Annotated in this window: 13 protein-coding genes; 1 reads left to right on the top strand and 12 read right to left on the bottom strand. The window is 52.6% G+C overall.

Annotated features, from left to right (window positions below; genetic code table 11):
- Positions 1 to 120: 120 nt before the first annotated feature.
- The 10 genes from RBT11_09155 to RBT11_09200 are packed head-to-tail and all read right to left on the bottom strand — an operon-like array spanning position 121 to position 9,048.
- On the bottom strand, positions 121 to 564 hold the full coding sequence (locus RBT11_09155; GenBank protein ID MDX9786931.1) for a universal stress protein: 444 nt from the start codon (positions 562 to 564) through the stop codon (positions 121 to 123).
- Positions 551 to 1,189, bottom strand: coding sequence for a V-type ATP synthase subunit D (locus tag RBT11_09160; GenBank protein MDX9786932.1), 639 nt, complete (start codon positions 1,187 to 1,189; stop codon positions 551 to 553). The genes RBT11_09155 and RBT11_09160 overlap by 14 nt, the downstream gene beginning before the upstream one ends.
- Complete coding sequence (locus RBT11_09165) at positions 1,155 to 2,588, bottom strand: V-type ATP synthase subunit B (protein MDX9786933.1); 1,434 nt, start codon at positions 2,586 to 2,588, stop codon at positions 1,155 to 1,157. Before RBT11_09165 ends, RBT11_09160 begins: the two co-directional genes overlap by 35 nt.
- 40 nt (positions 2,589 to 2,628) lie before the next feature.
- Entirely contained in the window at positions 2,629 to 4,416 is a 1,788-nt protein-coding gene (locus RBT11_09170; protein ID MDX9786934.1) for a V-type ATP synthase subunit A, read from the bottom strand.
- The gene (locus RBT11_09175; protein ID MDX9786935.1) at positions 4,391 to 5,014 is read right to left on the bottom strand and encodes a V-type ATP synthase subunit E family protein; all 624 of its coding nucleotides are present in this window, start codon (positions 5,012 to 5,014) and stop codon (positions 4,391 to 4,393) included. Before RBT11_09175 ends, RBT11_09170 begins: the two co-directional genes overlap by 26 nt.
- A 4-nt stretch (positions 5,015 to 5,018) precedes the next feature.
- A complete protein-coding gene (locus RBT11_09180; protein ID MDX9786936.1) occupies positions 5,019 to 5,315 on the bottom strand; it encodes a V-type ATP synthase subunit F in 297 nt (98 codons plus the stop codon).
- Positions 5,312 to 5,620: an ATP synthase subunit C gene (locus RBT11_09185; protein MDX9786937.1), complete on the bottom strand. Its 309-nt coding sequence runs from the start codon at positions 5,618 to 5,620 to the stop codon at positions 5,312 to 5,314. The genes RBT11_09180 and RBT11_09185 overlap by 4 nt, the downstream gene beginning before the upstream one ends.
- 33 nt (positions 5,621 to 5,653) lie before the next feature.
- A complete protein-coding gene (locus tag RBT11_09190; protein MDX9786938.1) occupies positions 5,654 to 7,648 on the bottom strand; it encodes a V-type ATPase 116kDa subunit family protein in 1,995 nt (664 codons plus the stop codon).
- Positions 7,649 to 7,660: 12 nt separating this feature from the next.
- Entirely contained in the window at positions 7,661 to 8,740 is a 1,080-nt protein-coding gene (locus tag RBT11_09195) for a V-type ATPase subunit (protein ID MDX9786939.1), read from the bottom strand.
- Positions 8,737 to 9,048, bottom strand: coding sequence for a hypothetical protein (locus tag RBT11_09200; GenBank protein ID MDX9786940.1), 312 nt, complete (start codon positions 9,046 to 9,048; stop codon positions 8,737 to 8,739). Before RBT11_09200 ends, RBT11_09195 begins: the two co-directional genes overlap by 4 nt.
- A gap of 401 nt (positions 9,049 to 9,449) precedes the next feature.
- Here RBT11_09200 and RBT11_09205 point away from each other — a divergent pair, with 401 nt between their 5' ends.
- Positions 9,450 to 11,543, top strand: coding sequence for an acetate--CoA ligase family protein (locus RBT11_09205; protein ID MDX9786941.1), 2,094 nt, complete (start codon positions 9,450 to 9,452; stop codon positions 11,541 to 11,543).
- Positions 11,544 to 11,639: 96 nt separating this feature from the next.
- Here the strand turns inward: RBT11_09205 and RBT11_09210 are convergent, their stop codons facing one another.
- Together RBT11_09210 and RBT11_09215 are read right to left on the bottom strand one after the other, a co-directional pair.
- Positions 11,640 to 12,560 carry a DUF1566 domain-containing protein gene (locus RBT11_09210; GenBank protein ID MDX9786942.1) on the bottom strand — a complete coding sequence of 307 codons (921 nt, stop codon included), beginning with the start codon at positions 12,558 to 12,560 and terminating at the stop codon, positions 11,640 to 11,642.
- A 118-nt stretch (positions 12,561 to 12,678) separates the two neighbouring features.
- Positions 12,679 to 14,025, bottom strand: a complete 1,347-nt coding sequence (locus RBT11_09215; protein ID MDX9786943.1) for a DUF2254 domain-containing protein — start codon at positions 14,023 to 14,025, stop codon at positions 12,679 to 12,681.
- Positions 14,026 to 14,030 lie beyond the last annotated feature (5 nt).

Genomic DNA, 14,030 nt, shown 5'->3' on the forward strand with positions numbered 1-14,030 from the left:
CGCTACCTAGGGCAGTGTAAAAGCGATATTCGCAAAAGTACCCAATTATAATATGATCCATAGGCAGTTTTGCTCACTTCCGCGAACACAACCAATGATCCGGCAAATAAAAGGCCTTCGCTATTTCACCACCAGCACCGGAATGTCGGAAAACTCGATCACCCGTTCCGCCACGCTGCCCAGCAGGATATGCGATATTCCCCGACGGCCGAGTTTGCCGATGACGATCAGGTCGGCATTCCAGGACAGGGCTTCTTCCAGAATCACCTCATGCGGAATCCCTTCCCGAATGATCGGCTCCGAAGGGGTGATGATTTCGTCATGAATCATCTCACATCGCATGTCGCTGAGAAATGCCAGTGCATTGTGTCTGAGTTCTTCCCTGACGGATTTCCTGCCTTTTTGGGAAAACCGTGATAATTGATCCAGAAGGGTATCATCGATGACATGAAAAATCCGCATGTCGGCACCATGAATCCGGCTGAGCCGGGCTGCCATGCATGCGGCATTGAGTGAGTATCGGGAACCATCCACGGGAACCAGTATGCGATTAAAAAGGCCCATGTTCTGCCTCCTCCCTGCGACGTTTTTGCCGCTTCAACTGAAACAGGAACTCTCTTTCCTTTTCTTCCAGGCTTTCCTCAATATGCTTGATGGTGGCGTGGTAAAGCGGGATGTAAATGTTTTCCAGGGCATTGATGCGTTTAAGCGTCTTTTTGAGTTCCATGATCAGCCGGAAAAGTCCGAGCTCGATTTCAGCCAGTTCCACAATGATTTCAAGACTTCGATGAACGGATGAAGCCGCCGCATCCATGGCAAAGCCGGTTTCCAAAAAACCGTATGCGGGCCGGTACGCCGGTATGCGGATCTGCAATACCGGAAGCACCACGCCCATGAAACTTTTTTCAACTACTTCGACATGTTCATCCGCTCTGACAGCCAGCGCCGCTCTTTCGCAGGCCAGCCGTCCAGCCATCAGAAGCGCCTCGCGGTGATGCCGGTGGGTTTCCGCCAATGCCCGGTTGACGCCGGCGCGCACCCGCTCGGACTTGGTGGAAAGGGTTCTGATATGAGACAGCAGCGCTTCCTTCTTTTCATCAAGAAGTTGCATGCCGTCACTTGCAAAGCTCAGTTCCTCCCGAAGCCGGAGAAGATTACTCTTGTTGGCGGAAAGGGGAAGTCGGTTCATATGTCGGAGTTCCTTTCCGGATACCGTATCTCCGGATCTGCTCCGGTTTGACACGGCTCAGGTCTTTTTCGGAAAAAATACCAGCCAGTTTCCAGCCCAGGTCAAGGGTTTCAACAATTGTTCGGTTTTCGTGGGGATCCTGCCGAATGAAATGTTGCTCCAGCTCAAGTGAAAATTTTAGAAACCGTTTATCATGGGCCGAAAGGTCCTCTTCCCCGATAATTGAAGCCAGTATCTCGATCCGTTTGGATTGCGCATAAAGCGCATACAACTGGCTGGACAAGTTTTGATGATCCTCGCGGGTGCGTCCCTCACCAATCCCGTCGCTCATCAGCCGTGAAAGTGACGGCAGAACGTTTATCGGCGGATAAATGCCTTTTTGAAACAGATTGCGGTCCAGCACAATTTGCCCTTCAGTGATATAACCGGTAAGATCCGGTATCGGATGGGTGATATCGTCATCGGGCATGATCAGAATGGGAATCTGGGTGATGGATCCCCCGGCACCGGAAATCCGGCCGGCGCGCTCGAAAATCGAGGCGAGATCGCTGTACAGATAGCCGGGATAGCCTTTGCGGCTGGGAACCTCCCCTTTGGATGTGGCCACTTCCCGAAGCGCCTCGCAATAGTTGGTCATATCGGTCATGACCACCAGAACATGCATATTCTCCTCAAAGGCCAAATGCTCCGCCACGGTCAATGCGATGCGGGGGGTGATAAGCCGTACGATGGATGGATCATCCGCCAGGTTCAAGAACATCACCACGTTTTTCAGGCGTCCGCTTTTTTCAAATTCTTTTTGAAAAAACTGCGCTTCCTCGTGTTTGATGCCGATTGCGGCAAAGACAACGGCGAATTTTTCATCCCCGTCCAGAAGCCTGGCCTGCCGGATAATCTGGGCCGCCAACTGCGCATGGGGCAAACCGCTGCCAGAGAAGATAGGAAGTTTTTGACCCCGCACCAGTGCATTCATGCCATCAATAGCCGAGATACCGGTCTGAATGAAATCCTGCGGATAGATTCGGGCTACCGGATTAATCGGCAACCCATTGATGTCTCTGGGCCTTCCGGCCATGGGGGGCGGACCCCCGTCAAGGGCGCGACCCAATCCGTCAAAAACCCTGCCCAGCACCTCATCGCCGGATACGGCATATTCAAAACTGCGTCCCAGAAACCGTACAATGGAGCGGGTGGCGGAAAGTCCAACGGTTCCTTCAAAAACCTCCACCACCGCCAGATCTTCAGAGACGGCCAGCACTCGTCCCAGCCGCGTTCTTCCGGAAGGTTCAACCACTTCGGCCATTTCACGGAATCCCACATTCCGAATTCCGCTGACGAAAACCAGCGGTCCCTGCACACGGGATAGCCCGATGTATTCAATGCCGGATTTGGATGGCAACGCATGGCTCCTTTTTTGTGAATCGTGATGCGTGAATCCTTTATCTCTCTCTTTTGAGTAGCCCGGCGATCTCTTGCGTGATCCGTTCCCGAATGGCCTCAAAAGGCGCTGAATCATCGCCCCGGTAAGTGCTTTTCATGCGGTGAATCTCTTCGAGAACCGGCAATTCCATGACCCGGTATACCGGTATACGATGTTTGACGGCTTCCCGTAAGCCATCGATGAACTGCAGAATCAGTTGCAGCATCATCACCTGCTTTTCGGCAATGGAGTAGGTGTCGATGACATCAAATGCGCTTTGCTGTAAAAAGTCTTCCTTGATCAGTCCGGCGCCGAAAAAAATGGCCTTCTGGTCGTCGGGCAGCGCATCTTCACCGATAAGCTTGACAATGTTCTGCAACCTCGCCGCTTCCTTCAGAATGGAAAGCGCCCGATTTCGAAGGTCCATCCAATCCGTATCGCCTTTTTGCCGCCACCACAACGCAACGGTTTCCACATAGGCGCTGTAACTGTTCAGGTAGTTGATGGCCGGAAAATAGCGGGCGCTTGCCAGCTCCTTATCCAGGGCCCAGAACGTGCTGACAAACCGCTTGGTATGCTGGGTCACCGGCTCGGAAAAATCGCCGCCCGGCGGCGATACCGCTCCGATGACCGTCACGGAACCGCGGCTGCCGCCCAAGCTGACCACGGCTCCCGCCCGCTCATAAAATTCAGCCAGGCGAGACGCCAGATAGGCCGGGAACCCCTCTTCCGCGGGCATTTCCTCCAGCCTGCCCGATATTTCCCGCAGCGCTTCCGCCCAGCGGCTGGTGGAATCCGCCATCAATGCCACATGATACCCCATATCCCGATAATATTCGGCAATGGTAATGCCGGTGTAGATACTTGCCTCTCTGGCGGCCACCGGCATGTCCGAGGTGTTGGCGATCAGCACGGTTCGTTCAAGCAGCGGTCTTCCGCTTCGGGGGTCTAAAAGCCTAGGAAAGTCCTGCAGCACTCCCGCCATCTCATTTCCACGTTCACCGCATCCGATATAAACAATGATATCGGCATCGGCCCATTTGGAAAGCTGGTGCTGAGTGATGGTCTTTCCCGTGCCGAAACCGCCTGGAACCGCGGCGGTTCCGCCTTTGGCAAGGGGAAAGAAAAAATCCACCACCCGTTGACCGGTAAAAAGGGGTTCGTCAGGCATAAGCCGTTCACGGTAAGGCCGCATGGTTCTGACCGGCCATCGGTGATACAGCAGGATATCATGAATCATCCCCCGGTCGTCCAGCACCCGGGCAATCGGCGCTTCCAGGGCACAGAGCCCTTCAGATACGATTTCAAGAATTTTACCACTCCGGTCCGGGGGTATCATCACATGATGAATCAGATGATCGGTTTCCTGAACCCGGCCGATAACCTGGCCGGCAGAAACGGTTTCACCCGCCGCCACGCAAGGGATAAAATTCCAGGGCCGATTGCGCTCCAGCGCTTCGAGCGTCCTGCCACGGGTGACAAAGCAGCCCGTCTCATGCATTGCCGCGGCAAGCGGGCGCTGAGTGCCATCAAAAATGCGGCCGATCATACCGGGACCCAGCTCCACAAAAAGAGGCAGGCCCAGGCCCTGAACCCGTGATTTGGGTTTGACACCGGTCGTATCCTCAAAAACCTGCACAGTGGCCCTCTCCCCGGTTAGCTCGACCACCTCGCCCAGAAGTTTTTCCGAACCGATGACAACCAGTTCATTCATCGACAGTCCGGCGGCACCGGCAATCTTTACAACCGGCCCGTTAATGGAAATGATCATCGGGTTCGGCTCAGTCTTGTCTGATTTGGGTGCCAACGATCGTTCTCCATATTTCCTGCCGGATTTCATCTTTCACTCGGTTCAGTCTGGCATCCAAACTGTTGTCGAACATCACCTTCTGATCGGCTGTAAAGACCCGGACCCCCCCGTTCACCGCATTCGAGTCGCGGATCGTTATGGCGGCCGAACATGCATGGGCCAATTCGTCAAGCCGGCGCCGGATCACTTCGGCATCAGGTTCAGCCGCCTCAATGATAACCTCCCGGCCAGGAAGATGTTCTATGGCTTCCCGAGCCGCCGATATCAGAAAGGATTCATAGGCAGGCTGGTTTCGGAATTGTTTCAGGCGTTCCGTTAGGGCATCCATTACTTCCTGAAGCATCTGACGGTGAAAGATCATAACACGCCGTCTTGCGGCAAGTTCGGCCGTATCCACCAGACTTGCGGCTTCGGCAACTGCCCGGCTTTTGCCGGACAGTCGCGCCTCCTGGTATTGCCGATCCGCGTGAAGCGCGGCATCGCGAAGTGTGTTGTCGGCCTGCAGGCGGGCCTGTTCCAGAAGTTTTTCCGACTGTTTCCGGCCCTCTTCGGTAATGGATCGGCATAACAGTTCCACTTGTCCCCATATGGGCATGGCATCACCTCCTCATCAGCGAAAGCAGACGTTCCGTGCTTCTGGCCCTTTGGGGAAGCGGTCCATGAATATCGGGGATTTCCACAATGAAGGGGTTGCCCGAATCCATCATCATCCGCTCGATCGCTTCCCGGTTATTCTGCGCCAGTGCCTCGGTGATCAGGATAAGACCGGCCGATTCGCGAGTCAGGCCATCCAAAATGGCCGGCACATCGGCTTCAGATGTCACGACCTGCCCCTTTATACCTGCCAGCGCATAGACCAAAACGGTTTCCGCATCGGCGAGCACAAAAATCTTCATAGTTTGGCCAGAATCATCAATGCCACAATCAGCCCGTAAATGGCAATGCCCTCAGCCAGACCAATAAATATCAGGGCGCGTCCGGCCAGTTCGGGTTTTTCTCCAATGGCGCCCATGGCTGCCGCGCCCACCACGGCAACCGCAATACCCGCTCCCAGCGTAGAAGCGCCTACGGCAATGGCTGCCGACAAAAAGCCCATGCCGGAAGCCCCGGCGCTGACTGTGACAGCGGCCTCTTCCGCCAAAACCGAGGCCGGCGTCATCCAGGAAATCATGGATATCAACAGAAGCTTCAGATGGTTCATGCCCACTCCTCTCAACGGCGCCATGCCGCGGGATCAGCTTTTCTTGGTTTCAGAACCGTTGGTCGTTTCTCCGAATGGCTTGAAGCGCTCCCCGCCACCTCGAAAGAACTTGCCATAAAACTCATAATACTCCAGCCTGACCGTCTGAATGGAGACGACCAGACCTTCAAGCAGAATGATGACGATGTTTCCGATCCCAACAACAATCCAATAGGAAAATGAAGTGCTTTTTTCGTGGGACAGAATATCGGCAATGGAAAAAACAGCGATGAACAGGGCGGCATGTGACAGGGCAAATGCCGCTATCCGGATAAAAGACACCGTGTTGGCCACCAACCGCATCAAATCGTCAAAAAGCTCGATAACGGATTCCATGATCTCGGTCAGGAATCCCGCCTGTCTGATGATACGGCCGGGCGAATCGCCCTTGACAATAAAACGATAGATCGGGCGGTGGAGAACCATGATCCCCATGAGCACGGCAGCGACCCATCCTAACATCGTCAGCTCACCGGGCATGATCCGGCCCGTCAGCATGTATTTCATGCCCAGTCCGGCAGCCATCCAATACAACAACGCTCCAGCAAGGCCCCCGGCACTAAGTAGTTTTTCATACTCTTTCAGCCGCAGGGCATTGATAAAATTCAGAACCATTCCAAGACTCAACAGGCCTGCACCCAGAATGAGCGTCACCTTGACAAAATAGGTGATATTTTCCATGGGTCTGAACCAAAGGGCCGGAATGAGGGTTTCCATGCCAAAGATGCTGCCGTAGAGAAAACCGAAAACGATCGAGAAAAAGCCGCATTCCATGAGAATGATGCCGTAATCAAGATACCGGTAAAGTCGTCTGAAAATAAGATAACCGGACAAAAAAAGGACAGCGCCCTGGCCGACATCACCGAACATCATGCCAAACAACAGCAAAAAGCTCAAGGCAAAGAAAACGGTCGGTTCAACCTCCTGATAACGGGGCGTACCGTAGAGACTGGTCAGCTTTTCAAACGGGCTGATCAACAGGGGGTTGTTGAAGAGAATCGGAATGTTCACAATTCCCTCCCGAACCTCTCGCAGATTTTCAGGATCGACTTTTTCAATAAGCGCCTTTCCTTCGGTTGCCCGAGCCAGTTCATCGCGCAGGGCGGGGAAAAGTCTATCCGGAATCCAGCCCGATATGAGATAACTGTGATCCACTTTTCCAAACAGTCGGCGGGCGGACAGGATCTGTCGCGCCGAAACGGCTTTTCTGTGAAGAAGTGACAGATCCTGTTCAAACCGACGCTGAAGTCCCGACCGTTGGTCAAACAGCTTCTGTCGTTGATCGGCCAGTTCCGCAAGGTGCGACCGCAGGCCGGAAATCATTTCCGAAACGGTGCCCGAGGCATCCGGCATGAACCGGACCGGTTCAAAGAGAGCCCCTTTCAAGGCCCGCTCGAACGTTGGCCAGTCCGGCTTTAATCCAAATACCAGTAGAACCGTCCATTCCGGAATACAGGCCAGTTCCACCACGGCATGATGAACCCGCGAAAGGCTTTCCTCTAGTTTGTCCAGCCCCTGAGACGATATTAGCCCGATTTCCCAGTTGACAAAAACACATTGGGACAGACGGGCCAGATCAAGGTCCTCCGGCAGCAGTTCCACCTTTTCAAGCATGGACGTGACCTGGCCATGCGCTTGTTCAACGGCGGAATAATCCTTCAGGACCGAGCCGATTTGGTCCTGAATTTCGCCAAAGCGCTCTTTTATTCTGAAAATCTCCTTTTCGGGAATGATCTGTTCGGTAAACGCCGAATCGTCGCCGCGAATACCCATTGAATCCAATATAACATGCGTTTCCGCAAGGATCTGTTCATACGCTTCGATCAGTCTGTCGTCGCTTTCCGCAATGTATCCCAGACGGCCCAGGTGCGTCTGGTCGATTCGGATCAGGTGAAGCAGTTTGAAACGGGCCAAAATACCGGTTGCAACGGAGATAAATGGCTCCGGAACCTGAATGGTAATTCGAACCAGCTTTTCACTTTTAAACATGAATGGCCCCTTTCACGCTGTTTCCCGCTTTTCGTTCCATGCATCCCGCATCCAGCATCCCTCCCAAAGTTGAAGAACCCCGTCAAAGGATTCGCCCGCGCCAATCGCCGACACCAGACCTTCAAGGGCTTTTACCTCCATCTCTTTCAACAGAATATAGGAAAGCGGCAGGCCGATGTGAAACGGATCCTTTCGAAACAACCCATAGAGCTCGGCAACAAGCCATGTCTGAAAAAAAAGCTGAACCTGGCGCCATTGCCGCACCTTCTCCAGTGCGCTGCGATAGGGATGCGGCAAGGCCGCCAGAAAAGCGGGCAGATCGGAAACCCGCGCAAGATTTCCGATATCATGGAGGGTGATGTAGTGACCCCCGGGCAGGGAATAATTGATGATCTCCTCGGGCGACAGCCCGTATATCCAGCGAAACCGAACCAGCCAGCTCAGATTGACGCCATCCGTAAAAACGCCGGCCAGCCCGGCCGCTGTTTTCCGGTCAATACCCCGAAGGCCACTGATACGATCGGCCAGAAGCCGGAATGCCGCCATATCCACGGCGATCTCTAGCGGAAAAAGCCTGTCCTGAGTCCGGAACAGGACAAGGGCATGAACCAGGGGGGCATGAAAAACGGTTTTTTTCAACAAATCCACCGCAACCGGAACCTGCCGCGCCTCCAGAAGGGCTGCCACCGGCAGCCGGGAAAGGGTTCCCAGCCGGTAAAGCATGGATCGGATCGATTCATCGGGCGATGCCCGCCAGATGCCCCGTAGAAGGGTTTTGACGTTTTCGGCCTCATATCGTGACAGGAGGCCATAAAGCACCAGGGATCGGCTTTTGGGCAACGCTCTTGTAAGCTTGATATAATCTTTGAACAAAGCATCGTGGAGCGACAGGGAGATGGATCGGGCATCGGCCCCGGCAGTGGCGGCATTGGACAGAAAAGGGCCATAATCCGTGGCGGTCAGATAGCTGAAAAAATCATTCAGGCTTTGCATTCGCAACAGATAGTGCCAGTCATCGTGATCGAGCAGTCCGCTTTTCATGGCGCGCGTTTTTGCCTGGGCATAGGCGTAGCGGAAGAGCCTATCGATCATAAGTCAACCACCTTTTTCACCAGGGCTTCGATCAGGTTATTCTGAATCGCCAGCTTTTTCTGTTGCAACGCTTCGATATAATCATCTGTTTCCGCAACAATTTGGGAAGCCCGTAACCGGGCATCCGCCAGAACACGCTCCTCTTCCGCCCGGACTACGTCGGCCATGGCCTGCAACCTGGAGGCAACCGTTTCCTGAGCTGTCTGCTCTGCCTGGCGCCGGATAAGGTCTGACTCGGATTCGGCGGCAGCCACCTGTTCCCGCGCGACTTCATCCGCGCGAATAATCTCCTCAATGACAGGAATCATGATCGGTTTCCATTAGTAAGCGCAGCGGATGTCCGATGACATCTGTCACCCGCTGTTCGGTTTCGTGATGCGACAATCGGAACATTGGCCTGAAGAATGTCATAATATCTTGCAATGCCAGAATGGGACAAGTATTGTTTTAAACACATATTCGAGAATTGTCCAACCGTTCTTCAAAACGCAGATGCTCAACTCGGGGCGATAGAACAGGTGATCGTTTTCGTCTTTTGTTTAGGCATGTGGTTGATCGCGCTGTTTGGGTTTTGTTTTATTTTGAAGCAGTTAATTTCAAATATGATTTGATAACCAAGCGAACAGCGCTATCCGCAGGATGCGCTTTTTTTTCATTTACTTTAGTTCGAAGTTTGCATCCCATTTTACAACCGGAGGTTATAGCGAATATGGAAAAATTTCTTAATCCAGAGTCAGTAGCGCTGATCGGGGTGACCCGGCAGAGTGGCCCGGGCTCCTGGAATAATCTTGAAATAATGCTCCGTTACGGATTTAAAGGCAGAGTTTATGCGGTCCATCCCAAGGCCTCGGAAATTTGTGGTTATAAAACTTATCCCGCCATCACCGAGGTACCCGAGATTCCAGATTTGGTCGTTATATCAATGGGCCGGGATCATGTATTGCCGGTATTTCAGAAATGCGCTCAAAAGGGGGTCAAAAACATCATCATCATCAGCCAGGGCTTTGCCGACGCAGATGATGAGGGCCGGAAAATCCAGGATGAACTGATCAGGATCGCCCGGGAAAACGATATTAGAATTCTGGGGCCGAACACGTTGGGAACCCTCAATGCTTTTTCCGGTTTCAGCACTTCCTTTGTTGATATTCAGAAAGATTTATCTCCCCCGCCTTTATCCCTGGTAGCGCAAACGGGGCTTCTCGAGGTCGCTTACGAGTCTTTCACAGGGAGTTTGGGAAAGTCTATTGACTTGGGAAATTGTTCCGATCTGGATTTTGTGGATGCCTTGAATTATCTGGAAACCGACCCGCAGACTCAACTTATTGTCGTTCATATGGAAGGGCTAAAAAGAGGACGGCTTTTTTTGGAGACTGCCGCCAGAGTCAGCCGCAAGAAACCGATTCTTATATTTAAAACCGGCCGCAGCAGTGAAGGGGCAACGGCTGCCATATCCCATACAGGCTCAATGGTCGGGGAAGACAGTGCTTTTGAAAAAGCGTTTGAAAAGGCGGGGATTATAAGGGCTAACAACATGATTGAACTTTTGGCGGCCAGCAGGTCCCTGCTCAAGTTTCAGCCCATGAAAGGGCCGCGGGTTGGAATTATTACGGCTACGGGAGCGGGTGGTATTATTACCCTGGATGCGCTTAAAGATTATGGTCTTGAATCGGTCACGCTACCGGAGGATCTGACCAGGCAATTGGAATCCCCTAGCGTTGCCTGGCATAAGCTTCACAATCCCCTGGATATCTGGTCTCTGGGAATGGTTGCCGGATCTTTTACCGAAGTCTTTAAAAATGCCGCCCGTCTGCTCCTTCAGGAACAAAAGGTGGATGCTGTTTTGGGTATATGCCCGGCTTTGAGTTCGCCGCTGCATTCCGACGTGAATATGGCTTTCTGCCTTGAACAAATCCAGGAATACAACCCATGGCAAAAGCCCATTGCGATCTTCGCATACGGCGACAAAGGCTCGCAGCTGAAATTGGAGATCAAGGATGTAGCCAATGTATTATCCTTTTCAAGTATTGATGAAGCGGTAATGGGACTTGCCGCAACATGGCGGTATTCCCAGATTCTGAACCGTGTGGTAGGCGAGGAAGCACTTGACGCGGCGCCCGGCGCAGCACAAGGCAGACGGCCTGTTGAACCGCCTTCAAAGAAGTTGCTTTTGGGTGAGGAAAGCTTTGAATTGCTGAGACATTACCATATTCCGATTGTTCCCGGCGGCGTTGTCAAGGATTTGGATTCGGCGGTTTCTCTATCTGAAAGTACCGGATATCCGGTTGCATTGAAAATCGTATCTCCCCAATGGATTCATAAATCGGATCTGGGCGGTGTCATGCTGAATATAAAAAATAGGCAGGCGCTGCAGAATGCCTTTAAAGTATTGCAGGACCGTTTTTCCATGCAGACGCCTCAAGGCGTCTTCAGCGGGATTTTGATTCAAAAATATATTCAGGGCACGGAACTGCTGTTCGGAATAAAACAGGACCCCCAGTTCGGTCCACTAATTTTAGCGGGTTTTGGCGGAATCTATACGGAGATTTTTAAAGATATTTCCCGGGAGCTTGCGCCGGTCAGCACGTCTGAAGCTGAAAAAATGCTGAAAACGCTTAGATGCTACCCACTGTTAGCGGGGTATAGAGGCCAGGCGGGTGCAGATAAGGCGCAATTGACAAAAATTATTCTATCCCTGTCCCAGCTGGCCATGGCATATCCGGAAATAGAAGAACTGGATCTTAATCCGGTACTGGTCAACGATAGCGGCGCCTGGTGCGTGGACAGCAGGATCGTCTTCGGATAACTGTTTGTCATAACACAAGATAAGCCGAGGTTCAGAACTCGCTGGATTTTACGAAGCGCAGCGGAGTAAAAAACCAGTGCAGTGATTTGTTGGCTGTTATCGAATTTTCATTCTTTCTTCTCCCCTAACAGGCCAAAGATAAAATTCTGATAACGGCTTATATCCAACGCCTACGGCTCCGTCTACCATATATAGTACCCACGCATAATCCATGTCATACGAGCTTGTAGTTGAAGACCAGTAATAGTCCTGTACATCGGTGAATAAATGATCATTCGGCAACGCAGGCGAATGTCGATCCAAATCCACTAAACTTTCCAGTTCAATGATATTCGGGACTCGCCAATCATTATGGCCATGTTCCATTTCGACATTCATCTTTGAAATAAAATGAAACGCCGAGTTCCAATCCACTAAGTCCTTGTGAACAGTTGCATTCCGCGACCATGTCAAGTCTGTAGCATTGTCATAGATAATCTGTTTGTTTTCTGTAAATCGATTTTTCTTGAACTTAAAGCCTGACTGTACCTCGCCATCTTGTCCAGTACCAAGACAATCTATGACAACACCGCTTTCATTAAAACACCTCTTTTGTCCCGTCTGAAACAACTTGCTTTCAGGACAGGTTTCCACCGTTCGAACGGGCCAAACCATATATGAACCAGATTTCATTCCTTTGAACACCCTGGCTCCCCCCAAATGGATATACCACGCTTGGTTTGGTAACCTCGCACAGGTTGAAGAAGTCCAGTAGTAGCCGCTAAACACATTAATAAACGGATGGCCGATCGGCAGACTGGGATTAATCGTTTCATAACTCATCAGGCTGAACAATTCTTTACGATTTGGAATCTTCCAGTCGTGATAACCATAAAGGCCTGACTTATTGAGTGCTTTAATAGTATTTAATGCCTCAGCCCAACTTTGAGGCAAATCTATTAAAGAAGCATTTTGGGTCCACATCAAACCAGTCTGATTGTCAATTACAGTTTCATTTTCTAAAAGAAAACGACACATTATTTAAACTGCCTCCGAAAGAATGCTAATGCTCAACTGTGCGGCGCGGCTTCTTGCGTTCGCACCAGTGAAGGGTTCGGCCAATTTGCCACCGGGGTGCTGGCTGCGTATGTGCATTTCAGAGGTTAGGATCTGGCGACTCGCTCAACAATTGGTTCGCAAATTGAAAGCGTTCTTCCACCTCTTGGCGGTCCTCGTCTTCCAGCAACCCGCCGCGTGCCCCTCGGACGATCATCTTGGCTTGCCGTAACAGCGCAGCGCGGTCCTCTGGCCGATGTACGGATCCCGCAACCTCGGCAATTATTTCCAGCAGACGGATGGTCACCGCAGTGCTGGAACGGCCATATTGCCGGATCTGGTTGAACGCCGCGTCCGTAATCTCCGGGAACGTGAAGACAGGCGTAATGACCCGAAGCTGATCCTGAGTGTCATGTCGATAAGGCGCCGGCATGTCTCGTTGAGCCAAGCGGCACAGTGCCGATCCCAAGTGATCCACACACGTCATCGCCGTGAACGGGTCATTCACCCCGGGGGAAAGGGCTCGTATTGCGACTTCGACAAGCTGGTTGACCACGAACTCGATGTCCTGACCGGACGTACGTTGGTTACCCAGGGCGAACGCGGAATTAACGCGGTCCATCAGCTGATCGGTAACCCTGTTTCCTGGCCAGACAAGCGCCAGCGGGCGCGTGGCAACGACATAGTGGCCGGGTCGTCGCTCCAGTCGAATAACGACATCCTCTTGCATGGCCAACGCCATCAAAGCGTCCCCATCGACAAACTGTAGATAGCCGTCCCCGGCAGAGCCAATCGGACGCGCCTCCCGATCGAACGTGTCGAGGAAACCAGCGTCAGGTGGCTCCGTCGGAATCCGCGGTGATCCCCGTCCAATGTTTTCCGGAAACAGCCGCTCTATTCCCTCGATCAACTCCGTTCCGACCCGCGCCACGATCTCGTTGGCCTGGATAGAAACGGACACGTGATGGATAAAGTAGATCAAAACCCCCACACTTACCACCGCGAGCAGCACACCGAGGGTGACAGACAGGTGGGGGATGAAGGCGATCTCCTCAGCGCGGCGGATGGTGCGCAGGACGAGCAAGCAGTACAGGAAGGTAGCGACGAACGTACCCAGTACCGTTTGGGTCGTGGTGTCGCGCATGAAATTGCGGAGCAGACGGGGACCGAGCTGTGACGAGGCGAGCGATAGAGCGACCAGGGTCATCGAAAAAACCACCCCGGCGATGGTGATCATCGATCCGGCGATGGCCCCCAGCAAGGAACTGGCCCCCTCCGCTCCGCCGGTGAAAGTCCAACCCCAGTTAAGCGTCAACCAGTCCGTCACCGGCTCATCCAGGGCGACGGTTGCAAAGGCGAACACAATCGCACCGCCGGCCATGACTGCCGGGAGAAACCAGAAACTCGAACGAACGCGGTCCCATGTTTTGAAAACCTGTACTCTCATGACGA

The sequence above is a fragment of the Desulfobacterales bacterium genome, from assembly GCA_034003325.1.
Taxonomy (GTDB): Bacteria; Desulfobacterota; Desulfobacteria; order Desulfobacterales; family JAFDDL01; genus JAVEYW01.